General features: G+C 56.4%; 18 protein-coding genes. 4 read left to right on the top strand and 14 right to left on the bottom strand.

Going from position 1 to position 23,913, the window contains the following annotated elements:
- Positions 1 to 193: 193 nt before the first annotated feature.
- The 5 genes from FND52_RS12055 to pgi all read right to left on the bottom strand — a co-directional run bounded on the left by FND52_RS12055 (position 194) and on the right by pgi (position 5,981).
- Positions 194 to 2,290, bottom strand: coding sequence for a YjbH domain-containing protein (locus FND52_RS12055; protein ID WP_144131289.1), 2,097 nt, complete (start codon positions 2,288 to 2,290; stop codon positions 194 to 196).
- Positions 2,290 to 3,027, bottom strand: a complete 738-nt coding sequence (locus tag FND52_RS12050) for a capsule biosynthesis GfcC family protein (RefSeq protein WP_144131045.1) — start codon at positions 3,025 to 3,027, stop codon at positions 2,290 to 2,292. The genes FND52_RS12055 and FND52_RS12050 overlap by 1 nt, the downstream gene beginning before the upstream one ends.
- Entirely contained in the window at positions 3,024 to 3,662 is a 639-nt protein-coding gene (locus FND52_RS12045) for a YjbF family lipoprotein (protein WP_144131043.1), read from the bottom strand. Before FND52_RS12045 ends, FND52_RS12050 begins: the two co-directional genes overlap by 4 nt.
- A 61-nt stretch (positions 3,663 to 3,723) precedes the next feature.
- Positions 3,724 to 3,969 (bottom strand): exopolysaccharide production protein YjbE, encoded by a 246-nt coding sequence (yjbE, locus tag FND52_RS12040; protein WP_144131041.1) that lies wholly within the window; start codon positions 3,967 to 3,969, stop codon positions 3,724 to 3,726.
- Positions 3,970 to 4,331: 362 nt separating this feature from the next.
- Positions 4,332 to 5,981 carry a glucose-6-phosphate isomerase gene (gene pgi, locus FND52_RS12035; RefSeq protein WP_125294771.1) on the bottom strand — a complete coding sequence of 550 codons (1,650 nt, stop codon included), beginning with the start codon at positions 5,979 to 5,981 and terminating at the stop codon, positions 4,332 to 4,334.
- A gap of 338 nt (positions 5,982 to 6,319) precedes the next feature.
- On the opposite strand from pgi, the gene lysC reads away from it, so the two are divergent.
- From lysC to FND52_RS12020, 3 genes are all read left to right on the top strand, one after another.
- The gene (gene lysC / locus FND52_RS12030; RefSeq protein WP_144131039.1) at positions 6,320 to 7,681 is read left to right on the top strand and encodes a lysine-sensitive aspartokinase 3; all 1,362 of its coding nucleotides are present in this window, start codon (positions 6,320 to 6,322) and stop codon (positions 7,679 to 7,681) included.
- A 190-nt stretch (positions 7,682 to 7,871) separates the two neighbouring features.
- Positions 7,872 to 8,819: a ketopantoate/pantoate/pantothenate transporter PanS gene (gene panS, locus FND52_RS12025; protein ID WP_144131037.1), complete on the top strand. Its 948-nt coding sequence runs from the start codon at positions 7,872 to 7,874 to the stop codon at positions 8,817 to 8,819.
- 105 nt (positions 8,820 to 8,924) lie between these two features.
- On the top strand, positions 8,925 to 9,197 hold the full coding sequence (locus FND52_RS12020; RefSeq protein ID WP_125294774.1) for a YjbD family protein: 273 nt from the start codon (positions 8,925 to 8,927) through the stop codon (positions 9,195 to 9,197).
- 1 nt (position 9,198) lies between these two features.
- On the opposite strand, the gene rluF is transcribed toward FND52_RS12020, so the two are convergent.
- The 5 genes from rluF to metH form a co-directional block, all read right to left on the bottom strand.
- Positions 9,199 to 10,074: a 23S rRNA pseudouridine(2604) synthase RluF gene (rluF, locus tag FND52_RS12015; RefSeq protein ID WP_144131034.1), complete on the bottom strand. Its 876-nt coding sequence runs from the start codon at positions 10,072 to 10,074 to the stop codon at positions 9,199 to 9,201.
- Positions 10,075 to 10,172: 98 nt separating this feature from the next.
- Entirely contained in the window at positions 10,173 to 10,490 is a 318-nt protein-coding gene (locus FND52_RS12010) for a CcdB family protein (protein WP_144131032.1), read from the bottom strand.
- The gene (locus tag FND52_RS12005; RefSeq protein ID WP_125294777.1) at positions 10,490 to 10,783 is read right to left on the bottom strand and encodes a type II toxin-antitoxin system CcdA family antitoxin; all 294 of its coding nucleotides are present in this window, start codon (positions 10,781 to 10,783) and stop codon (positions 10,490 to 10,492) included. The genes FND52_RS12010 and FND52_RS12005 overlap by 1 nt, the downstream gene beginning before the upstream one ends.
- 152 nt (positions 10,784 to 10,935) lie before the next feature.
- Complete coding sequence (locus FND52_RS12000; RefSeq protein WP_125294778.1) at positions 10,936 to 12,564, bottom strand: Na/Pi cotransporter family protein; 1,629 nt, start codon at positions 12,562 to 12,564, stop codon at positions 10,936 to 10,938.
- Positions 12,565 to 12,900: 336 nt separating this feature from the next.
- Positions 12,901 to 16,584 (bottom strand): methionine synthase, encoded by a 3,684-nt coding sequence (gene metH / locus FND52_RS11995; protein ID WP_144131030.1) that lies wholly within the window; start codon positions 16,582 to 16,584, stop codon positions 12,901 to 12,903.
- Positions 16,585 to 16,826: 242 nt separating this feature from the next.
- Between metH and iclR the strand changes: the two genes are divergently transcribed.
- A complete protein-coding gene (iclR, locus tag FND52_RS11990; protein ID WP_144131028.1) occupies positions 16,827 to 17,663 on the top strand; it encodes a glyoxylate bypass operon transcriptional repressor IclR in 837 nt (278 codons plus the stop codon).
- A gap of 19 nt (positions 17,664 to 17,682) precedes the next feature.
- On the opposite strand, the gene aceK is transcribed toward iclR, so the two are convergent.
- The 4 genes from aceK to metA form a co-directional block, all read right to left on the bottom strand.
- Positions 17,683 to 19,434 (bottom strand): bifunctional isocitrate dehydrogenase kinase/phosphatase, encoded by a 1,752-nt coding sequence (gene aceK / locus FND52_RS11985; RefSeq protein WP_144131026.1) that lies wholly within the window; start codon positions 19,432 to 19,434, stop codon positions 17,683 to 17,685.
- A gap of 55 nt (positions 19,435 to 19,489) precedes the next feature.
- Entirely contained in the window at positions 19,490 to 20,812 is a 1,323-nt protein-coding gene (aceA, locus tag FND52_RS11980; protein WP_144131024.1) for an isocitrate lyase, read from the bottom strand.
- 24 nt (positions 20,813 to 20,836) lie between these two features.
- Positions 20,837 to 22,435, bottom strand: coding sequence for a malate synthase A (gene aceB, locus FND52_RS11975; protein ID WP_144131022.1), 1,599 nt, complete (start codon positions 22,433 to 22,435; stop codon positions 20,837 to 20,839).
- Positions 22,436 to 22,684: 249 nt separating this feature from the next.
- Positions 22,685 to 23,614 carry a homoserine O-acetyltransferase MetA gene (metA, locus tag FND52_RS11970; protein ID WP_144131020.1) on the bottom strand — a complete coding sequence of 310 codons (930 nt, stop codon included), beginning with the start codon at positions 23,612 to 23,614 and terminating at the stop codon, positions 22,685 to 22,687.
- Positions 23,615 to 23,913 lie beyond the last annotated feature (299 nt).

Raw genomic sequence — 23,913 nt, 5'->3', positions numbered from 1 at the left:
GGATGAAAACCATTTTTAAATGGCATCGTAGTTATACCACTCAATTAACTGATTTGATGCTAAATGATTAAACGTTTAATCAATGTGCCACAGATCACATAAATACTTATAATTGTTTAATCCACAATTTATAAGAATATGTCCATAAAGGAAGGAACCGGGAGGCGCATATACGCTTTCTCCCGGTAAAGTTTTAACGGAAATTAATGCTGCGATCGCTGGTCATGCTATAGAGATCGAACTTGCGTCCCAGCATCTGTCCACCGTCGCGGGTGAGCGGCGTCCAGCCGATGGCCGCGCGGCTACGGGTCGGGCCAGACGAGAACAGATCGAGCGGCACGGAAACGTACACGCCTTTGGTGAAATCCCCTTCCCCGTATTCATCTGGCGACACGTTGGTGAGGGTAGCGTAGCCGCCCACCACCACGCCGCTGTCGAAGCGTTTGGAGACTTCCAGCGTGCCGCCTTTGTCTCCGGCCAGATACTGCCCGACGCTGGCTTTGATCAGCACATCCTGGGCAAATGGCGGCGTCCAGTATGCCGACAGGTGCCCGGTTTTCACGCTGTAGTCAGTGAATTTCATCATATCCTGGGCGCTGCGCCAGTCGCGCTGCTTCACGTAGTTGGCATCAACGCCGAATGCCCAGTTGCTGTCTACCGGGCGATACAGCACTTCTGCCCCTGCGCCGCCGTACATGGTTTCCAGATAGCCGCCGTAAACCTGGCCGTAAAAACCGTTGCCGAAATACTGGAAGTAGTTGGCTTGCAGGTTATTCACATAGACATCGTTTTCCACGTAATCACGCACGTGGGTGCGCACCCGCGGCAGGGAAGAATCCTTCGGCGGATTGGTGTAGTTAAATTTGTCGTAGTTATTGGCGATGTTGGCGAACAGGCTGCCGGTGGTCAGCAGATGGTCGGTGACCCACCAGTCGGCGGTGCCCATCACCCCCACCTGATACATATAAAAACTTTCCGGCCCGCCGATGGACTGATTCAACACCGGGTCAAGATGGAAGCTGAAGCGCGAAGGCTCGATATACCAGCCCTGTTCCGGGTTCTCCAGGGTTACCGGTTCGATGCGCTTTTGTGCCAGCGCGGTTTCCTGGCCTAACGGCTCGCCTTCCAGATGGCGTTGCAGGCTGGCGACGTTGGTTTCGGTGGTAACCTGCGGCATTCTGGCGCGCGTCTCGGTAACACGGATAGTTCGAATGCCGTCGGGCAGGTCGTTCATCACGATCCGGTTGGCGCGCTCAATGCCCTCCTGTGAGTCGCGGTATTTCACCTGCTCGCCGGTGACGTAAAGCGTGTCGCCGTGGGTCTGAATCTGTGGGTCATTCAGCCCGGCGTTGTATTTCAGCAGCGTTAGCTGGTTGGCCGCCACGCTGTGCTGAATAATCGCTTCCTGCGGCTCCGGCTGGTATTCCGGGCGGCGGTTATCGTTATAGCGCGGACGCAGGTCGTTGAAATTGGTGCGCAGGGTCACGCCGAACATAAAGGTATTGCCGCGCTCATAGCTCAGGTTAACGTCGGCCCAATCGGTCGCACGATAAATAGCGCCAACGTTAAACTTGCTCTTCTGCTCAAGCTTCCCGGCGAAGTCCTGGGTGTAGTTATTGCCCTCATATTCCAGCTTCAGGCGCAGCGGCTGCCACGGGGTCTGGTATTCCACCCCGCCGAACAGCGATGCCGGGCCGTGGAACATCTGCCCGGCATCTACCGAACCCGCTTTGTTATAGCTGTTGTCGCGCGCGCAGTATTTGTCGCTGTACGAGCAGAACGGGTTTTTGACGTTGCCGCTGGTGCCCAGATAGCCCCAGCCTAATCCCAGCGAGAAATCGAACGGACCCCAGGCTTTATTCGCCACAATGTATTCAGCATCGAACAGCCCGGTGCCGCCGATATCCCGCGCGCCGACGGCAACCTGCGGCATCCAGTAACTCTCTTCCCACAGCCGCAGTTTGAGATCGAAGGCTTTGTCTTTGTAGGTTTGATCGCCGGAAAATGCCTCGACGCTGCTGTAGCGCCGGGTGCGCGCATCGGTGTAACGCAGCGTGGTTTCCAGCCACGGGAACAGTTGCACCGAGGCAGAGTAATAGCGGTACTGATCGTTATCGCGGTAGTTGAGGCTTAATTCACCTTCGCGCGCCATCCGCGCCGTGGGCGTTTGCATCAGGCCCACGCCGCCGAAATCCGATTGCGACGGGCCGACCGGCGCGGGCCAGCTCTCCGCCTGGCATGCCGACGTCACGGCCAGCGCCACGAGGCTATACAGGTAGCGTTTTTTTATCATTGCGGTATCCGGTGCGTCAGGGAGTCGACAAGCTGCGCGTTGAGGTCGTCATAAGCCGATGAAAAGAGCCGTTCTGAAAATCCGACCAGGATGGCGCTGCCCGGCATGGGCTCAACGTGGCGTTTATTCCAGTACGCCACCGGTGCTTTTTGCACCCGTCCATCCGGATAAATTACCCAGGCATAACTGCGCTCCGCCCCGCTGAGCAACGCGGTTTCGCCGAGATACTCCGCCACGCTTTTACCCGGCGTGAACGGCCTGTTCCCCGCGCCGCTCACCAGGCCGTACAGAGTGATATAGCCAGGCATTTTGCCGGTCCACAGGGTGTAATCACCGGCCAGCGGTTTATTGGTGGCAGTCCTGACTCTCAGCACGTCAGGATCGAGATCGACAAACTGACGGTCCGTGACCTTAAGCGCCGCCATTTGCTGCTGAAGCTGGCGAATGGCGGCGGCATCATCACCCGACTCCTGCGCGGCGAGAGAGGCCAGCCTGGCCAGCAGTTGCTGATGGCGCGCCTGTTGATCGCGGGTTTTCCCCGTTACACCAATCACGGCCCCCGGCCACCAGCTTTGTGCCAGCGCGGGTTGGCTAACCACATCGGATAAGCGTTGGGCATTCTGAATTTTCAGCGTTTCGCCGCTGTCGGTGCGATGTACCGTTACCGTGCCCGCCGCGTAAAGGCTCTGGCTTAACAGGCTCAGCATGAAAGCGCTGAAAGGAAGCATTCTCATGATTTCGCCGCCTTGATGAGTTGCGTGGTGACCGGGTAATAGTCGGCACCGAGAGTCTGTTCAGAGCGGCGAATTTGTCCGTCGCTGTCGATCCAGTAGCGGTTGGTCCAGCTTGCCCGATCGGTGGTTACCGTTTCTTCCAGCACCCGAACGGCGGTGATATCACTGCCGGTTTTCAGGCTGTCACTGCTCTGCCAGCGAAACTGCGAGCGCGCGGTGGCGTAACGCACCTGCTGATGCTCGGTCCAGCCCATCACCCGCGTCCAGCCTGCGCCGTCACGGATTTGCCCCGGCGCTTTTAGCGGATCGGCATCCAGATTGCCTACCTGGAGCAGGTTGTCACCCAGGCCGGTGGTTTTAATCATTCGTCCGTGTTGGGTAATTAACACCGCCTGATCCTGTGTCACCCATTTCTGCTGCCCGTCTTCCGAGAAGGCGAGCACCACAAACAGCTGCGGGCCGTGGTTGAGCGTCATGTACTGGCTGGCATAGGGCATGTTGTGGATTTCGTCATCGGTGAGAGTGACGCCGTCCCGCCCTGCCATATTGTTCCAGAGCGCCTTACCCATGCCGGTGAGATTGGCTGAACACGCCTGCAGCAGCAGGCACACTGTGATGATCGCGACTCGCTTCACGCGTTTCCCCAGGTCAAAATAACCACACCGCAGTGTGGTTATGGTTAAAACACCCGCTACGTTACTGGGTGGTACTGGTTGTGGTGGTTGTGGTGGTCCCGGTGTTTGAACCGTCGCCTCCGCCCGTTGCGGCAAGCGCCACACCGACTACCGATCCAACCGTACTGGCGCTGGTCGCAGTAGACGTTCCTGCTGAGACCGATGTCGCGGCGCTACCCGCCGCTTCACCCACTTCCACCGAAGCGGCGAAGGCAGACGATGCGGCAAGCAGAGACACGGCAAATACGCCATAGGTTATTTTCTTCATACAGGTTCCTTTCATTAAATGAATGGATATATGCCTGAACAATCCAGGCGGAACCGAGTATACATAACCTGACAGAGGGAGTTGACGTGCTGGGGAAATAGCCTGGCGGCTTTCGGACAATTAAACCCGGCGGGATAAAATCACAAAATAAAATATAAAATAAACACTAAAAACAATTATTTATCAAAAAATACGCAAGAAACAACCCCCGGTTATTCCTAATTATCTCGGTTTCTGAAAGGATGCCTTAATTTATTTTCAGATAAACCTCAGCGGTCATGTTTTAAATAATGCTGAGGCAACGGGATAAATCTGATAAAAAAATGCCGGCATTTCGCCGGCATTTTAAAGGTTATCGCTAATTATCCGCGCCAGGATTTATAACGGTTAATTAAGCCGTTGGTGGAGCTATCGTGGCTGCTAATATCGCTGTTATCGTTCAGCTCCGGCAGAATACGGTTCGCCAGCTGTTTACCCAACTCCACACCCCACTGATCGAAGGTGAAGATGTTCAGGATTGCGCCCTGAGTAAAGATTTTGTGCTCATACAGCGCAATAAGCGCGCCCAGGCTGAACGGCGTGATTTCACGCAGCAGGATGGAGTTGGTCGGGCGATTGCCTTCGAACACTTTGAACGGCACCACGTGATCGAGAGTTTTCGGATCTTTACCCTGATCGGCGAACTCCTGTTCAACCACATCGCGGGATTTACCAAAGGCCAGCGCTTCGGTCTGCGCGAAGAAGTTCGACAGCAGCTTCGGATGGTGATCGGACAGCGGGTTATGGGTGATCGCCGGGGCGATAAAGTCGCACGGCACCAGCTTGGTGCCCTGGTGGATCAGCTGATAAAACGCGTGCTGGCCGTTGGTGCCCGGCTCGCCCCAGATGATAGGGCCGGTCTGGTAATCCACCGCGTTGCCGTTACGGTCAACGAATTTGCCGTTGGATTCCATGTTGCCCTGCTGGAAGTAGGCCGCAAAACGGTGCATGTACTGGTCGTACGGCAGGATCGCTTCGGTTTCCGCACCAAAGAAGTTGTTGTACCAGATGCCGATTAGCGCCAGCAGCACCGGCAGGTTTTTGTCCAGCTCGGTGGTGGAAAAGTGCTGATCCATGGCGTGCGCGCCGGACAGCAGTTCAACGAAGTTGTCGTAACCCACTGACAGAATGATCGACAGGCCAATCGCCGACCACAAGGAGTAACGGCCACCAACCCAGTCCCAGAATTCAAACATGTTGGCGGTATCAATACCGAACTCGCCAACCGCTTTGCCATTCGTCGACAAGGCAGCGAAGTGCTTCGCCACGTGTTGTTCATCACCCGCCGCTTTCAGGAACCAGTCGCGCGCGCTGTGGGCGTTGGTCATGGTTTCCTGGGTGGTGAAGGTTTTGGATGCGACCAGGAACAGCGTGGTCTCCGGGTTCACTTTCTTCAGCACTTCGGCGATGTGCGTTCCGTCAACGTTGGAAACGAAATGCATATTGAGATGATTTTTGTACGGACGCAGCGCTTCGGTCACCATAAACGGACCGAGGTCGGAGCCGCCGATACCGATGTTAACCACGTCGGTAATCGCTTTGCCGGTGTAGCCTTTCCAGCTGCCGGAGATAATCGCTTCCGAGAAGGATTTCATCTTTTCCAGCACCGCGTTCACTTCCGGCATGACGTCTTTGCCATCCACCAGAATCGGGGTGTTGCTGCGGTTGCGCAGCGCCACATGCAGCACCGCACGATCTTCGGTACGGTTGATTTTCTCGCCGGAGAACATCGATTTAATCGCGCCCTGCAAATCGGTCTCTTTGGCCAGCGCTAACAGTTTATCCAGCGTCTCCTGAGTGATGCGGTTTTTGGAGTAATCCACCAGCATCTGATCGTTGAAGGTCGCGGAAAATTTAGCGAAACGGTCAGCATCGTCGGCGAAAAGCGACGCGATGGTGACATCTTTCATTTCAGCGTAATGGTTTTGTAGTGCCTGCCAGGCAGAGGTCTGCGTTGGATTGATGTTTTTCATAGCAATACTCATGTGGATTTGAAAAATGTGACTGCCGTCGATTGTAGCGCTACTCCAGGCAATTGCGATGACTTTTGTGCCCTGCCCGTATCACTCGACGAATACGCCGCCGCCAGATTGCTGAATCGAGCTTCCCGGCAAAGTATAGCGGTTATAAGTTATTTTCCTGGACCATCCCGGAACATGAAAAATCCCCATAATCCCAGCGTTGACAAGGGCCCGGTGGAAACTTTATTTATAAAAGCGAGCGTTAAAAAATTATTACTTAGCATTCCCAACTCAAACGACCCAACGCAACTACAACGTGAAAGGCGAAGGGAATCTCACACGAGGTAGTTATGTCGCACACAACATCCCCTATCGTCGTCGCGAAATTCGGCGGCACCAGCGTCGCCAGCTTCGACGCCATGAACCGCAGCGCCGATGTGGTGCTTTCCGATCCCAACGTGCGCCTGGTGGTGCTTTCCGCCTCTGCGGGCGTGACCAATCTGCTGGTTGCGCTGGCCGAAGGCCTGGAAGCCACGGAACGCTTCGTGAAGCTGGATGCCATCCGCAAAATCCAGCACGATATTTTAGGCAATCTGGCGAATCCGCAGGTGATCCGCGAAGAGATCGACCGCCTGCTGGAAAATATTACCACCCTGGCGGAAGCCGCCTCGCTGGCGACCTCGAATGCCCTGACTGACGAACTGGTCAGCCACGGCGAACTGATGTCTACGTTGCTGTTTGTTGAGATCCTGCGCGAGCGCGGTGTAGTGGCCCAGTGGTTTGACGTGCGTAAAGTGATGCGCACCAGCGACCGCTTTGGCCGTGCCGAGCCGGACGTGAGCGCCCTTGCCGAACTGAGTAACCTGCAACTGGCTCCGCGCCTGGCGGAAGGGCTGGTCATTACCCAGGGCTTTATCGGCAGCGAATCCAAAGGCCGCACCACCACCCTGGGCCGTGGCGGCAGCGACTATACCGCCGCACTGCTGGGCGAAGCGTTAAAAGCCAGCCGCGTGGATATCTGGACCGATGTGCCGGGCATCTACACCACTGACCCGCGCGTGGTGCCTGCCGCAAAACGCATCGATGAAATCGCCTTTGAAGAAGCCGCTGAAATGGCGACTTTTGGCGCGAAAGTGCTGCATCCGGCGACGCTGCTGCCTGCGGTGCGCAGCGATATCCCGGTGTTTGTCGGCTCCAGCAAAGACCCAAAAGCGGGCGGGACGCTGGTGTGCAATCAAACCCATAATCCGCCGCTATTCCGGGCGCTGGCCCTGCGCCGCAAACAAACCCTGCTGACGCTGCACAGCCTGAATATGCTGCACTCACGCGGCTTCCTGGCCGAAGTGTTCAGCATCCTGGCGCGCCATAATATCTCGGTGGATTTGATTACCACCTCTGAAGTGAGCGTGGCGCTGACGCTGGATACTACCGGCTCTACCTCGACCGGCGATACCCTGCTGACCCAGGCGCTGTTGACCGAGCTTTCTTCCCTGTGCCGCGTGGAAGTCGAGCAGGACCTGGCGCTGGTGGCGCTGATCGGCAACAACCTGTCGAAAGCCTGCGGCGTGGGCAAAGAGGTGTTCGGCGTGCTGGAGCCGTTCAACATCCGCATGATTTGCTATGGCGCATCCAGCTATAACCTGTGCTTCCTGGTGCCGGGCAGCGACGCGGAACAAGTTGTCCAGAAACTGCATCACAATTTATTCGAGTGATATTCGATCTTCCCTTCTGAGGCACAGCGTCCTCAGAAGGGGTAGATGACCATAATTCAATTGAATAAAACTTCCCCACACGATACACAATGCTTATGGCTCTCGTTCGGGCCTTTTCCCCTACAGCGATAACGCACCGCCGCGATCACAGTGGCAGGGGAACACACCAACACACTTAAAGGAAAACAACATGCTGGCATTACTGACGCGGCTGTTCCCGCTCTGGGCGCTGCTGCTCTCGGTTATCGCGTATTACACGCCCTCCACCTTCACGCCGATTGGTCCCTGGGTCGCCACCCTGCTGATGCTGATTATGTTTGGCATGGGCGTGCACCTGAAACTCGATGATTTTAAACGGGTGCTGTCGCGCCCCGCGCCGGTGGCCGCCGGGATTTTCCTGCACTATCTGGTGATGCCGCTCGCGGCGTGGCTGCTGGCGATGTTATTTAAGATGCCGCCCGATCTTTCCGCCGGGATGGTGCTGGTGGGCAGCGTGGCCAGCGGCACCGCGTCAAACGTGATGATTTATCTGGCAAAAGGTGATGTGGCGCTGTCCGTCACTATCTCTTCCGTCTCTACGCTGGTGGGCGTGGTCGCCACGCCGCTGCTGACTCGCCTGTATGTGGATGCGCATATTCAGGTCGACGTCATGGGGATGCTGCTGAGCATCCTTCAGATTGTGGTGATCCCAATTGGCCTGGGTCTGATTGTCCATCACCTGTTCCCCCGGCTGGTGAAAGCCGTGGAGCCTTACCTGCCGGCGTTTTCGATGGTGTGCATTCTGGCCATTATCAGCGCCGTGGTGGCCGGTTCCGCCGCGCATATCGCTTCGGTCGGCCTGGTGGTGATTGTGGCGGTGATCCTGCATAACACCATCGGTTTGCTGGGCGGCTACTGGGGCGGACGCCTGTTTGGCTTCGACGAATCCACCTGCCGTACCCTGGCGATTGAAGTCGGGATGCAGAACTCCGGCCTCGCCGCCGCGCTGGGGAAAATCTACTTCTCCCCGCTCGCGGCGCTGCCGGGCGCGCTGTTCTCGGTATGGCACAACCTGTCGGGCTCGCTGCTGGCGGGTTACTGGTCGGGCAAACCGGTTGACGACACGCCAGCTAAGCGCCTGAAAAAGCGTAAAGCATGAATAATTCAGCCCGCTCGCCGGGCTGTTTTTTTATCGGCTGGCGGATTGTGGTGAACGCCTGGGGGCAGTAGTCTACAGACAGACTCCCGTATTGAGAGGTTTACCATGGCAACGCCCCGACTGACCCAAAAAGAGATGACCGAAAGCGAGCAGCGCGAACTGAAAACCCTGCTCGACCGCGCCAGAATCGCCCACGGCAGACCGCTGACCAACTCAGAAGCCAACCACGTCAAAAAAGAGTACATCGACAAGCTGATGGCCGAACGCGAAAAAGCGGCCAAACAGGCGCGCGCCGTTAAGAAGAAGCAGGCGCTAAAACCTGATACCACCAGCACCTTTTCCTGGAGCGCCAGCACCCATACCCGCGGTAAACGCTAAATTAGCGGCCCTTCTTCTTACGACCGGGCTGCGTAAAGCGCTTACGCTGCCCAAGCTCTGCCGGAGTTTTCGCGCCACTCTTATTAGCAGGTTTCGCCGCCGGGCTTTTGGCAGGGGCGGCTTTCGGTTTTGCTTTCTTCGCCGGTTTGGCTTCCGAGGAGGAGTTCTCAATCAGCTTAAACAGCTCGATTAACTCGTCGTCGGTTAAATCACGCCACTCTCCCGGCGGTAGCCCTTTCAGGCTCACGTTCATGATGCGCACGCGCTCAAGTTTTGTGACTTCAAAACCGAAGTGCTCGCACATCCGGCGGATCTGGCGGTTGAGCCCCTGAATCAGGGTGATACGAAACACAAACGGCGCTTCACGCTTCACTTTGCACTTTTTAGTTACCGTGCCCAGCATCGGCACGCCCGCGCCCATACCGCGAATAAACTCGTCGGTGACCGGTTTATTCACCGTCACCAGGTACTCTTTTTCGTGATCGTTACCGGCGCGCAGGATTTTATTCACCAGGTCGCCGTGGTTAGTCAGGAAGATCAGTCCCTGGGAGTCTTTATCCAGGCGGCCAATCGGGAAGATACGGGTGCTGTGGTTAACGAAATCAACAATGTTGTCTTTCTCGCCGTCCTCGGTGGTGCTCACCACGCCGACCGGTTTGTTGAGCGCGATAAACACCAGATCTTCTTCATTGCGCGGCTCAATCAGCTGCCCATTCACTTTTACCACGTCTCCGGCAACAACCTGATCGCCAATCCCGGCGCGCTTACCGTTGATAAAAACGTTTCCCTGTTCGATATAGCGATCGGCTTCGCGACGCGAGCAGATGCCGCTCTCGCTGATGTATTTATTAAGACGGGTTGATGAGTTTGGCAGCATGGTTCCTCCGAAAAAAACGGACTATACCTTACCTGACGTCAGTTTCGTACAGCGAGAATCACATCTCAGGCTCAATGGACCTGGCCGATAAAGTGGGTTTAATAGCCGTTCAGCAAAAATTCAACGGCGTCACGTAACACAGGGCGGTAATGGCCAAGATCGGCAACCGCGTCGCCCACCTCTTTTGCCGGAAGCCCAGCCATCATATGGGTCATGGCAATGTATTGTTGACCGGCAATCGAGACTACCGGACATACCTTCGCTGGCGGCGAAGAGGCATTGAGCCGGGCGAGCTCAATAACGGGAATGACCAGCACATGCTTCAGAACGTTCGCCACGGGATGCTGCATGGCAATCAAAAAAGGGTAACTCTCCTTCCCTGCGCCCCGGTTTTGATATGCGACGTATTGATCCATCAGAACGTCCTTTGAAAATCACTGAACGAACCGTTGTCATCCACCAGTTGGTTAAGCGCGTCGATAGCTTGCTGGTTCTCTTGCAGCCATGTGCGACGTTGGTTTTCACGGAATTTTTCAAGCAACGCCTCCGTCAACAAGGCGGAAAGATTGATGTTTTGCTTTCTGGCTTCGTCGAGTAATTCCGGCGCTAAAGAGACATTAACCGATTTTTTTGTGGTCGCAGAAGTGCGCATATTAACCCCCACTGGAATGCGCATGAAGTGCCTCATTGTATGAAAATAACCGATCATTTTCTAGCCGCTCCGTGGTTGTATTTCGCCAGACGGTAACGCGTACAGACTGGCTTTTCATCCACGGAATGTTGTTCTTTCGCGCTGGTTTCCAGATTAATTAAACAACAACCCCGCATTGCGCGGGGTTGTTGAATCTGTCTCGCAAAACCTTACTCATCACGTTCATCATCATCATCCGGTTGCTCCAGCACGCTGTAGGCCACCGAACAAAACAGCGAATTCAGACGCTTCATATCGCCCAGCAGACCGAGATGCAGCGAGCTGGTTTCGATACTTTGCACGTTTTGCTGATGCAGGCGATTAACGTGCGCATGGGCGTAGCGCCGGTTCATGATCCGGAAGCGGTGCTTGTTGCGCCGCAGGCGACGGGCGCTGGCGACATCGGCGGAGAAAAATACCGACAGCGCCAGTTTCAGGTTGCTGGTCAGTTGCCCCAGCAGGTTGTCCAGTTCTTCCAGCCCGGCAGGGGAAAACGCGCGCCGTGCCGCCAGGGATTTATCCGCCACTTCGCTGCCCATACGCTCGAGGATTTCAGCGGCCTGCTGAAGGTTAAGCGACATTTCGATGATTTCCGCCCAGCGCTTCGACTCCTCTTCGGCAAGATCTTCCTTCGGCATTTGCGCCAGGTAGAGCTTGATGGCGATATGCAGCACTTCCACGTCGTCCGCCAGCTTACGCAGCTCTTTTTCCTGACGCGGCTCGCCGTGCATCACCTTGCTCCACAGTTCCAGCATCTGCTCAAGGGCATCACCCATGCGCAGGGTTTCACGCGCGGCATTCGCCAGGCCCAGCGCCGGCGTGTCCAGCGCGGTGCGGTCGAGGTGTTTCGGCTTTAAGCGCATATCCAGTTCCGGCGCATCGGCAATCACCCGGCGGCAGAAGCGCGCCATCGGCCCGGTAAAGGGCACCATCACGATGCAGCGGATCAGGTTGTAAAAGACGTGGAAGTAGATCACCAGTTCCGAATCCGGCAGCGGCAGTTTCTGCATCGCGTCCGCCAGAAGGTGAACAAATGGCAGCACCAGCAGGCTGCCCACCAGCTTAAACAGCAGGCTTCCCAGCGCCACGCGGCGGGCGTTAGGCGTCGCGGTGCCATTGTTGAGCATCGCCAGAATGCCGGAGCCGAGGTTGGCACCAATCACCAGGCACAGCGCCACGTCGAAGGAGATCGCGCCGGTTGCGGCGAAGGTGGCGGTAAGCAGGACTGCGGCGAGGCTGGAGTAACTGATCACCGCGAACATCGCGCCAATCAGCGCATCCAGCAGGATATCGCCGGTCAGCGACGCGAAGATGACCTTAACGCCGGACGCCTCGGTGATTGGCGTCATGGCCTGGACGATCAGTTCCAGCGCCAGCAAAATCAGGCCAAGACCGATGGAGACCCGCCCCAGTTGCCCGACGCGGCTCTGTTTGCGGCTTAAGAAGAACACCACCCCGAGAAAGATCAGTAGCGGCGAAACCCATGACAGGTCGAAGGTCAGGATACGCGCCATTAAGGCGGTCCCCACATCGGCCCCCAGCACAATCACCAACGCGGGTGCCAGCGCCACCAGATCCTGGGCAACGAACGAGGTCACCAGCATAGTGGTGGCATTACTGCTCTGAACCAGCGCGGTGACACCAATGCCCGCGCAGAAGGCGAGCGGTTTTTTCTCGACACTCCGGCTGAGTACGCTACGAAGCCGCGCACCGTACACGCGCATTACGCCGGTGCGCACGATATGCGTGCCCCACACCAGCAGCGCCACTGCCGAAAGCAGGTGCAAAAGTGTTAACACAGTTTCTCCTTCTCGTTATGGTTCCCTGGGGCCGCCCCGCTTGCCTGCCGTACTGCCTGCGAATGGGCATCACAAAAGGGCTAACCCCTAACTCAGTATAAGGGGATAAACGTAAGAAAGAGACAAGGCGCCGTGACGGCGCCCTGTATGTTGTAAATAAAAATGACATTTTGATGACAGCGACAGGTTTTACTTCAAACCAGCCGATTGACTGACCGTCGCCGGCGCAGCCAGTTTGAACACGGACAGCGCGCAGTGACAGGAGCGTACACGCAGTACGTGACTGTCACGAGCACTGCCCAGGTTCAAACTGGCAAGTAAGCCAGGCCAGCCAGGTCAGTCGGCGTCGTAGCCGAGGTTCGGCGCCAACCACCGCTCTACCTCACTCACGCTCATCCCTTTACGCCGCGCGTAGTCCTCAATTTGATCCTTTTGCAGCTGCGCCACCGCGAAGTACTTGCTGTCGGGATGACTAAAGTACCACCCGGAAACCGACGCCCCAGGCCACATGGCGTAGGATTCGGTGAGCTTCATGCCGATGCGGGTTTCCACATCCAGTAACTGCCAGATAGTGGCCTTCTCGGTATGCTCCGGGCAGGCCGGATAGCCTGGCGCTGGACGGATGCCCTGGTAATTCTCGCGGATCAGCTCTTCGTTGCTGAGGTTTTCATTGGCGGCGTACCCCCAGTAAACCTTACGCACCCGCTCGTGCAGATACTCGGCAAAGGCTTCGGCCAGACGGTCGGCCACCGCTTTGACCATAATTTTGTTGTAGTCATCGTGCCGCGCGTCAAACGCCCCGGCGAGGGCGTCTTCTTCCAGCCCGCCGGTTACCGCAAACGCGCCCAGATAGTCCGCTTTGCCGCTCAGTTTCGGCGCGACGAAATCCGCCAGGCAGTAGTTAGCAAAGCCCACTTTTTCGGTTTGCTGACGCAGATGGCGGCTGACCGCCAGCACGTGGGTGCGGGTTTCATCGCGATAGACTTCAACGTCGTCGCCCACGCGGTTGGCCGGGAACAACCCCACCACGCCACGCGGATTCAGCGACTTGTCGGCGCTGAGCTGGTCGAGCATATCATTGGCGTCTTTGAACAGGCGTTTCGCCTCTTCGCCAACGATTTCATCTTCCATAATGCGCGGATATTTACCGGCCAGCGACCAGGTCATAAAGAACGGCGTCCAGTCGATATAGTTACGCAGGGTTTCGATGCTCGCCGTCACTTCCTGTACGCCCAGTCGATGGGCCACCGGCGGCGTGTAGCTTTCCCAGTCGAACGCCAGGTCATTCTCGCGCGCGGCCTGCAACGTGACCGGCGGGGTGCGTGGTTTTTTACGGCCATGCTGAATTCGCACGGTGTCGTACTCTTTACGCGTTCGCGCCACAAAATCGTCGCGCAGCGTATCGGATAACAGCGACGACACCACGCCTACGGTACGCGAGGCATTCTGCACGTAAACCGTCGGGCCGCTGTAGTTCTGTTCAATTTTCACCGCAGTATGCGCTTTGGACGTGGTCGCGCCGCCGATCAGCAGCGGCAGCGTAAAGCCCTGGCGCTCCATCTCTTTAGCAACGTTGACCATCTCATCCAGCGACGGCGTGATCAGCCCGGACAGGCCGATAATATCGGCATTCACTTCGCGCGCGGTTTTGAGAATTTTATCGGTCGGCACCATTACGCCAAGGTCGATGATTTCATAGTTGTTACACTGCAATACCACGCCGACGATGTTTTTACCGATGTCGTGAACATCGCCTTTCACCGTCGCCAGCACGATTTTGCCGTTGCTTTTGCCCTGCTCTTTGCTGGCATTAATAAAGGGTTCGAGGTAGGCCACCGCCTGCTTCATCACGCGCGCGGATTTCACCACCTGCGGCAGGAACATTTTCCCTTCACCAAACAGATCGCCCACCACGTTCATGCCCGCCATCAGCGGCCCTTCGATAACCTCAATCGGGCGCGCCGCCTGCTGGCGCGCCTGCTCGGTATCATCTTCAATAAATTCGGTGATGCCTTTTACCAGCGAGTATTCGAGACGCTTTGCCACGTCCCAGCTGCGCCACTCGGCCTGCTGGGCGTTTGCGGCATCGTCGCCTTTGCTGCCGCGGTATTTTTCTGCCAGTTCCAGCAAACGCTCGGTGCCGTCTTCGCGACGGTTAAGGATCACGTCTTCCACCGCGTCACGCAGTTCTGCGGGCAGATCGTCATAAATCGCCAGCTGCCCGGCGTTAACGATCCCCATATCCATGCCGTTGCGAATGGCGTAGTAAAGGAACACGGCGTGAATAGCTTCACGCACCGGGTCGTTGCCACGGAACGAGAACGACACGTTCGATACGCCGCCGGAGATCATCGCATGCGGCAGTTCGCGCTTGATGTCTTCACACGCGCCGATAAAGTCCTGAGCGTAGTTATTGTGCTCTTCAATCCCCGTCGCCACGGCGAAGATATTTGGGTCGAAAATGATGTCTTCCGGCGGGAAGCCCACTTCTTCAGTGAGGATCTTGTAGGCCCGGCGGCAGATCTCAATTTTGCGCTCGCGGGTGTCGGCCTGGCCGACTTCATCGAACGCCATCACCACCATGGCCGCGCCGTAGCGGCGCACCAGCTTCGCGTGGTGGATAAAGGTCTCAACCCCCTCTTTCATGGAGATTGAGTTCACGATGCCTTTGCCCTGGATGCACTGTAAGCCTTTCTCAATCACGTCCCATTTCGAGGAGTCGATCATGATCGGCACGCGGGCGATATCCGGCTCACCGGCAATCAGATTCAGGAAACGCACCATCGCCGCTTCGGCGTCGAGCATCCCTTCATCCATGTTGATATCGATGATTTGCGCGCCGCTTTCTACCTGTTGTAACGCCACTTCCAGCGCTTCGTTATATTTTTCTTCTTTAATCAGACGCTTGAATTTGGCGGAGCCGGTAACGTTGGTACGTTCGCCCACGTTGACGAACAGACTGTCTGCGCCGATGTTGAGCGGCTCAAGACCGGCAAGACGGCAGGCCACCGGGAGCTCCGGCAGTTTACGCGGCGCAACGCCTTCCACGGCTTTGCTCATGGCGGCAATGTGCGCTGGCGTGGTGCCGCAACAGCCGCCGACGATGTTTAAGAAGCCCGCCTGCGCCCACTCGCCGATTTGCGCCGCCATCACGTCGGCATCTAAATCGTATTCCCCGAAGGCGTTTGGCAGACCGGCGTTGGGGTGCGCGGTGACATAGCATTCAGCCACGCGCGACAGCTCCGCCACGTACTGGCGCAGCTCATCCGGGCCCAGCGCGCAGTTCAGGCCAAACGACAGCGCATCGGCATGGCGCAGGGAGTTATAGAACGCCTCGGTGGTTTGCCCGGACAAGGTACGACCTGACGCATCGGTAATGGTACCGGAAATCATGATCGGCAAATCAACGCCCAGCGCTTCGAATTCGCTTTTCACCGCGAAAATCGCCGCCTTGGCGTTCAGGGTGTCGAACACGGTTTCGATCAGGATCAGATCTGAGCCGCCTTCCACCAGCGCGCGGGTCGACTCGCGATAGGCTTCCACCAGTTGGTTAAAGCTGACGTTGCGATACGCCGGATCGTTAACGTCCGGAGAAATCGACGCAGTGCGGTTAGTCGGGCCAAGCACCCCGGCGACATAGCGCGGTTTTTCTGGCGTGCGCGCGGTCCACTCATCGGCGCAGGCGCGCGCCAGCTTCGCGGCCTCGTAGTTGATCTCCGCCGACAGCGATTCCATATGGTAATCGGCCATGGCGATGGTGGTGGCGTTAAAGGTATTGGTTTCAACAATGTCCGCGCCCGCTTCGAAATAGGCGTAGTGGATTGCGGCAATGGTTTCCGGTTTCGTGAGGACCAGCAGGTCGTTGTTGCCTTTTAAATCGGATGCCCAGTCGGCGAAGCGCTCGCCGCGATAGTCCGCCTCCTCCAGGCGGTAGCTCTGGATCATGGTCCCCATACCACCGTCCAGCACCAGAATACGTTCATTCAACTGCTGTAGCAGTTTTTCTCTGTTGTTAGTCACTCTTACTCCCGGATCGTTATTCAGCCCTGTCAGGCCATGCGCCCATACTGGCACACTCGGCCACAGGCGAAAAGTCACAGGATGGCAACATGAGAGATGTTCATTCATAAAACGCGCCAACTGCGCTGATTTCCGGAAATTTAGTGCTTTCCAGCGGAACTCATCCGATCAGTTTTTCCAGGGTTGCATTATACTCAAATAAAACGAAAACTATTTCCACGATACAGAAAAAGGAGACACCCATGGTTGCCGCCGTTCCCGTTAAACGTGGAAAAAAACCTCGCACCGCCGCTGCGGCTCCAGCGCCCCAGGCTACCGGCCAGGTACAATCGCTGACGCGCGGGCTGAAGCTCCTTGAATGGATTTCCGAATCGCACGGCAGCGTGGCGCTGACCGAGCTGGCTCAGCAAGCCGGGCTGCCCAACTCAACGACTCACCGCCTGCTTACCACCATGCAACAGCTTGGATTTGTCCGCCAGGTGGGGGATTTAGGCCACTGGTCGATTGGCGCGCATGCGTTTATTGTTGGCAGCAGCTTTCTGCAAAGCCGCAATTTACTGGCGATTGTGCACCCAATGCTGCGCAAACTGATGGAAGCCTCCGGTGAGACCGTCAACCTGGCGGTGCTGGATCAGAGCGATCATCAGGCGATTATTATCGACCAGGTACAGTGTACTCAACTGATGCGCATGTCCGCCCCCATCGGCGGCAAACTGCCTATGCATGCTTCCGGCGCGGGTAAAGCGTTTCTGGCGCAGCTTCCTGAAGATGACGTTACCGCGCTGCTGCACCGTAAAGGGCTGCACGCCTACACCCACGCCACGCTGGTTTCTCCGGCCCATCTGAAAGAAGACCTGGCGCAAACCCGCAAGCGCGGTTATTCGTTTGATGATGAAGAACATGCGCTGGGCTTACGCTGCGTGGCGTCGTGCATTTATGACGAGCACCACCAGCCGTTTGCCGCGATTTCTATCTCCGGCCCGGTATCCCGTATCACCGACGATCGGGTCACCGAGCTGGGCGCGATGGCCATCAAAGCGGCGAAAGAAGTGACGCTGGCTTACGGCGGCGTGCGTTAAAAGCGATACCGCCTCCTGTTCAGGAGGCGGCAATATCGGCAGACTGGCGCGCATAGCGCTGGCAAAAGCGCTGCCGCCGTCGATAGGCATACACATCTTCCACGTGACCGTGACGAATCCGCGCCTGTAACGCCCGCCAGTACTCAGCCTGGAACAGATCGGCGTGCATCTCTTCAAACAGCGGTTTGATGCGCGGATCGGCGCACAGCCAGTGGCGAAACTCCTCCGGAAACACATCCCCCGGCGCGACGCTGTACCACGGTTCCGACGCCATTTCGTCTTCCGGGTAGCGCGGCGGCGGAATATCGCGGAAATTCACTTCGGTCATGTAGCAAATTTCGTCGTAATCGTAAAACACCACCCGGCCATGACGGGTAACGCCAAAGTTTTTAAACAGCATATCGCCGGGGAAAATATTGGCGGCAGCCAGCTGGCGGATAGCGTTGCCGTACTCTTCGATGGCGTCGCGCAGCTGTTGGCCCTGCACTTGCTCCAGCCAGATATTCAGCGGCACCATGCGCCGTTCAATATACAGGTGGCGAATAGCGATTTTGTCGCCCAGATCGGTGATTTTCTGCGGCGCTTCCTGCATCAGCAGGGCCATCAGCGCCGGGTCGATCTGGCGTTTTTCCAGCACGAAGTTTTCGAATTCCTGGGTATCCGCCATGCGCCCGACGCGGTCGTGCTCCTTCACCAGCTGATAGCAGGCGCGCACGTGAGCTTCGTCCATCTCTTTCTGCGGGGCGAATTTATCTTTAATCACTTTGAATACCCGGTCGAAGCCTGGCAGCGTGAACACCAGCATCACCATGCCGCGAATGCCCGGCGCTTCGATAAACTGCTCATTACTCTGGGCGAGGTAGTTCAGGTATTCGCGGTAGCTTTCAGTTTTGCCGTGCTTCTGGCAGCCAATCGCCATATACAGTTCGGCGGTGGTTTTGCCAGGTAAGATCTCGCGCAGCCACTCCACCAGCGCAGCGGGCAGCGGCGCGTACACCATAAAATAGGAGCGCGCGAAGCCAAACACGATGCTGGCTTCCGCCGCACGGGTTAAGCAGGTATCGATAAACAGCTCGCCTTCATTGCTACGGTGGATCGGCAGCAGAAACGGCAGCGTGCCGGAAGGCAGCACCAGTTTCGCCACCAGCCAGGCCGCTTTATTGCGGTAAAACAGTTCGTTGGCGACCTGTAAATGCACTTTATCCAGCATCTCCGCGCCCAGCGTTTCGGTGAGGTGATTGAGGATGTAACCCACATCGCGATCCAGATCCTGCCAGGGCAGACGCAGCGGCAAATCTTTTAATAACCGGGTCAGCAGGGCGGGCCAGCCCTGCTTCGGGTAAAAGTCTTTCGCCAGCGGACGGGGAATGGTGCGAAACCGCCGCTCCGGCTGGGAGCTGAAAATAAACAGCCGTTCCGGCGTCAGGGACTGATGATCGAACAGCCGACAGTAAACGGAGTTAAAGAAGCTTTCGGCAATCTCGAAACGGGGATAGTCGGGCAGCAGCTCGGTATAGTGCTTTTTGACTTGCAATAAAAAGTCGGCGTCGGTGCTTCTGCCATTGGTGATGCAGCGCAGCTGTTCAACCACCAGGCCGACGTGATGGTCGTACAGATGAATACGCTTTTTCATGGCCTGCTGGACAGCCTGCCAGTCCGCCTGCTCGAAACGCTGCTGTGCCCCGGAGGTCACTTCCAGAAAACGGCCATACTGCGCGTCAAACCCTTGCAGGATGGTTTGCGCGATCAACAGTTCCAGCCCACGCGGCATAGCACTCTCCATCAGGTAGATGCCCTCTCCCGTCGGGAAGAGGGCGTCGGGCTTATCAGAATTGCGACTCTTCCGTCGAACCGGTCAGGGCCGTGACGGATGAGGTTCCGCCCTGGATGATGGTGGTGACTTTATCGAAGTAGCCGGTGCCCACTTCCTGCTGATGGGAAACGAAGGTGTAACCTTCTTTCGCGGCGGCGAATTCCGGCTCCTGAACGCGCTCCACGTAGTGCTTCATACCTTCGCCCTGCGCGTAGGCATGCGCCAGGTTGAACATGTTGAACCACATGCTGTGGATGCCCGCCAGCGTGATGAACTGGTATTTGTAGCCCATATCCGACAGTTCCTGCTGGAAGGAGGCGATGGTGTTGTCATCGAGGTTTTTCTTCCAGTTAAACGACGGCGAACAGTTGTAGGCCAGCAGCTTGCCAGGGAATTTGGCGTGGATTGCCTCGGCAAAGCGACGTGCCTGGTCCAGGTCCGGCTTCGAGGTTTCGCACCACACCAGATCGGCATACGGCGCGTAGGCCAGGCCGCGGCTGATGGCCTGTTCAATGCCCGCATGGGTACGGAAGAAGCCTTCCGAGGTGCGCTCGCCGGAGATAAATTCACGGTCGTATTCGTCGCAGTCAGAGGTGATCAGGTCTGCGGCATCGGCGTCGGTACGGGCGATCAGCAGCGTCGGCACGCCCATCACGTCGGCAGCCAGACGCGCGGCAACCAGCTTCTGGATGGCTTCCTGAGTCGGCACCAGCACTTTACCGCCCATGTGCCCGCACTTCTTAACCGAGGCCAGCTGATCTTCGAAGTGAACAGCCGCTGCACCGGCTTCAATCATCGATTTCATCAGCTCAAACGCGTTCAACACGCCGCCAAAGCCGGCTTCGGCATCCGCCACGATCGGCAGGAAGTAATCCACATAGCGCGGATCGCCCGGCTCGATATTGGAAGCCCACTGGATCTGATCCGCGCGGCGGAACGTGTTGTTGATCCGCTCCACCACCGCCGGGACCGAGTTGGCCGGATACAGAGATTGATCCGGGTACATGCTGGAGGCCAGGTTAGCATCCGCGGCTACCTGCCAACCGGAGAGATAAACCGCCTCGATGCCCGCCTTCGCCTGCTGCAACGCCTGGCCGCCGGTCAGCGCGCCGAGGCTGTTCACGTAGCCTTTTTTCGATTCGCCATGCAGCAGACGCCACATTTTGGCTGCGCCCAGCTGCGCCAGGGTGCATTCCGGGTTAACCGAACCGCGCAGTTTCACCACCTCTTCCGCGCTGTACGGGCGCGTGATCCCTTCCCAACGCGCCTGTTTCCACTCTTGTTCTAATTGTTCAATTTGTTGGGTACGAGTTGTAGTCATGTGCAGATGCTCCATAGGGTAGTTGTTATTAAGGGTTGATTACGCCAGCAAGCGGTAGCCCGGCAGGGTCAGGAAGTCGACCAGCTCGTCGGAGGTGGTGATCTGCTCCATCAGGCGCGCCGCGTCGTCAAAGCGCCCCTGGCTGAAGCGGTGCTCACCGAGCTCTTCCTGAATCACCTGCATCTCTTCGGCCAGCATCTGACGGAACAGCGCTTTGGTGACGGGTTTGCCGTTGCTGAGCGTTTTCTGGTGGTGGATCCATTGCCAGATAGAGGTACGGGAAATTTCGGCGGTGGCGGCGTCTTCCATCAGGCCGTAAATCGGTACGCAGCCGTTGCCGGAGATCCAGGCTTCGATGTACTGCACCGCGACGCGAATGTTAGCGCGCATGCCCTCTTCGGTACGCTCGCCGGGGCAAGGCTCCAGCAGGTCAGCGGCGGTAATCGGCGCATCTTGTTCACGGGTGACGTCGAGCTGGTTTTTATGAGTGCCGAGCGCCTTATTGAAAACCTCCATAACGGTATCGCCCAGGCCCGGATGGGCAATCCAGGTGCCATCGTGGCCGTTAGTGGCTTCCAGTTCTTTATCCGCTTTGACTTTATTCAACACCCAGTTGTTGCGCTCCGCGTCTTTGCTGGGAATAAACGCCGCCATGCCGCCCATGGCAAAAGCGCCGCGACGATGGCAGGTTCTGATCAACAGGCGCGAGTAGGCGTTGAGGAATGGCTTTTCCATCGTGACGCTCTGGCGATCGGGTAAAACGCGGTCAGGGTGATTTTTTAACGTTTTGATATAGCTAAAGATGTAGTCCCAGCGGCCACAGTTCAGCCCAACGATATGGTCACGCAGGGCGTGAAGGATTTCATCCATCTGGAATACCGCTGGCAGGGTTTCGATCAGCAGAGTGGCTTTGATGGTGCCGCGCGGCAGTTCAAAACGGTCTTCCGCAAAGCTAAATACTTCGCTCCACCAGGCGGCTTCCTGCCATGACTGGGTTTTCGGCAGATAGAAGTAAGGGCCGCTGCCTTTCGCCAGCAGGGCATCCACGTTGTGGAAGAAGTAGAGCGCGAAGTCAAACAGGCTGCCAGGGATGGCTTCACCGCGCCAGGTCACATGTTTTTCCGGCAGGTGCAGACCGCGAACGCGACAAATCAGCACGGCGGGATCGGGCTTCAACTGGTAGATTTTACCGGCTTCGTTAGTCCAGGAGATGGTGCCGCGAATGGCATCGCGCAGGTTGATTTGCCCGTCGATGACTTTACCCCAGCTCGGTGCCAGCGAGTCTTCGAAATCCGCCATAAAAACTTTGACGTTAGCGTTGAGGGCGTTGATCACCATCTTACGCTCGACCGGCCCGGTGATCTCAACGCGACGATCCTGTAAATCCTCAGGAATTCCGCGGATCGTCCAGTCTGAATTTCGAATGGAAGCTGTTTCCGAAATAAAATCTGGCAACTTCCCGTTGTCGATTTCTGACTGGACCTTCACGCGTTCGGCCAGCAGCTGGTTGCGTTTGCCCGTAAAGCGGCTGACCAGTTCAGAAAGAAACTCCACCGCATCCGGCGTTAAAATTTCCCGCTCCTGCTCGCCAAAAGGCTGCTCGAAAGTCAGATCGGTCGTCGTTGCCTGTTGTGTCATGCTCTTGATCCTCAATGTTGATCCAGTCCAGAAACTGCGCATTGCGAACGCGATCCCCCGTGGGTATTTTTCGTTCAGCACAGTTAAGACTACTCAAACATTTTCCAAAATCAAAAACAATTTCCATTTTCAAAATAAAAACATGTTAACTATTTGTTTTATAATTGAAAAAAGTTAAATCATACAAAGAAGCAGTTTTCAGAAACAAAAAAGGCACCCGAAGGTGCCTGCGATAAGGTGCTGAAACGCTTAATCGAGCGTTGGATTCATATGGCGAAGATCGTATGGCGTGATCTGATAAACGTAATAGTTGAGCCAGTTGGTGAACAGCAAATTGCCATGGCTGCGCCAGGTCGCGCGCGGTTTTTTTTGCGGATCGTTGCCCGGGAAATAGTTATAGGGCACCTCGGGCGTTAGCCCGGCATCCACGTCCCGGAAGTATTCCCCAGCCAGGGTATTGGCATCGTATTCAGGATGGCCGGTAACAAATGCGATGCGTTTGTCCTTACTGCCGAACAGATAGGCATCTCCACCTTCTGTTTCCGCCAGGATCTCTAAATCGGTGTAGTCACGAATCAACGCTGCCGGGAAATCAGCGTAGCGAGAATGCGGCGCAAGGAAAGTATCATCAAAACCTTTGGTGAGCAGCGCGTGGGGTTGCGTGATGTAGTGCTCATAAACGCCTGACAGCTTTTCCTGACGCGTTTGTTTGGGGATTCCGTACAGAATGTTCAACGCAGCCTGTACCGCCCAACAGACAAATAGCGTAGACGTGACGTGCTCTTTCGCCCATTCCAGCACCTGCTTGATCTGCGGCCAGTAGGCGACGTCATTAAACTCTACCAGGCCCAGCGGCGCACCCGTCACGATCAGACCGTCAAAGTTCTCATGGCAGATATCTTCGAAATTACAGTAGAAGTTATTTAAATGCTCAGCTGGGGTGTTGCGAGACTCACGAGAATCGATGCGTAACAGCTGGATATCGAGCTGCAGCGGAGAGTTCGACAGTAATCTTAAGAACTGATTTTCGGTCTCAATTTTCTTTGGCATTAAGTTGAGAATCAATACCTTAAGCGGACGAATCTCCTGAACACTGGCGCGCGACGTGGTCATCACGAAGACGTTCTCCGCGCGCAAAAAATTCACTGCTGGCAACTCATCAGGTACCCGAATTGGCATAACCTTATATCCTCACTGCATACGTTTAAACGTTTAGACATCCAGATGCCTGACAATAACCAGGATTAACCAAAATGTCGAGCTTGCAGGTGAAAGGTGAAAAAGTTTCACGAACGGGAAAGCTTAGAACAAAAACGCAATTGGACGTGATGGAGTTATAGAAGGGACAAACCATATTTGTGAAACGACAAAAGGCCCAGTCTTGCGACTGGGCCTTTGTCCTGTTTGATGCCTGGCAGTTCCCTACTCTCGCATGGGGAGACCCCACACTACCATCGGCGCTACGGCGTTTCACTTCT

The sequence above is a fragment of the Atlantibacter subterraneus genome (genome assembly GCF_007570865.1).
GTDB classification, from domain to species: Bacteria; Pseudomonadota; Gammaproteobacteria; order Enterobacterales; family Enterobacteriaceae; genus Atlantibacter; species Atlantibacter subterraneus.
This window is presented reverse-complemented; position numbering and strand designations above follow the sequence as displayed.

Bases quoted from the DNA above. Each gene is read 5' to 3' on its own strand.
- FND52_RS12050 (WP_144131045.1), bottom strand. From the start codon at position 3,027: ATGAGAATGCTTCCTTTCAGCGCTTTCATGCTGAGCCTGTTAAGCCAG.
- yjbE (WP_144131041.1), bottom strand. From the start codon at position 3,969: ATGAAGAAAATAACCTATGGCGTATTTGCCGTGTCTCTGCTTGCCGCA.
- pgi (WP_125294771.1), bottom strand. From the start codon at position 5,981: ATGAAAAACATCAATCCAACGCAGACCTCTGCCTGGCAGGCACTACAA.
- lysC (WP_144131039.1), top strand. From the start codon at position 6,320: ATGTCGCACACAACATCCCCTATCGTCGTCGCGAAATTCGGCGGCACC.
- panS (WP_144131037.1), top strand. From the start codon at position 7,872: ATGCTGGCATTACTGACGCGGCTGTTCCCGCTCTGGGCGCTGCTGCTC.
- FND52_RS12020 (WP_125294774.1), top strand. From the start codon at position 8,925: ATGGCAACGCCCCGACTGACCCAAAAAGAGATGACCGAAAGCGAGCAG.
- rluF (WP_144131034.1), bottom strand. From the start codon at position 10,074: ATGCTGCCAAACTCATCAACCCGTCTTAATAAATACATCAGCGAGAGC.
- FND52_RS12010 (WP_144131032.1), bottom strand. From the start codon at position 10,490: ATGGATCAATACGTCGCATATCAAAACCGGGGCGCAGGGAAGGAGAGT.
- FND52_RS12005 (WP_125294777.1), bottom strand. From the start codon at position 10,783: ATGATCGGTTATTTTCATACAATGAGGCACTTCATGCGCATTCCAGTG.
- iclR (WP_144131028.1), top strand. From the start codon at position 16,827: ATGGTTGCCGCCGTTCCCGTTAAACGTGGAAAAAAACCTCGCACCGCC.
- aceK (WP_144131026.1), bottom strand. From the start codon at position 19,434: ATGCCGCGTGGGCTGGAACTGTTGATCGCGCAAACCATCCTGCAAGGG.
- aceA (WP_144131024.1), bottom strand. From the start codon at position 20,812: ATGGAGCATCTGCACATGACTACAACTCGTACCCAACAAATTGAACAA.
- aceB (WP_144131022.1), bottom strand. From the start codon at position 22,435: ATGACACAACAGGCAACGACGACCGATCTGACTTTCGAGCAGCCTTTT.
- metA (WP_144131020.1), bottom strand. From the start codon at position 23,614: ATGCCAATTCGGGTACCTGATGAGTTGCCAGCAGTGAATTTTTTGCGC.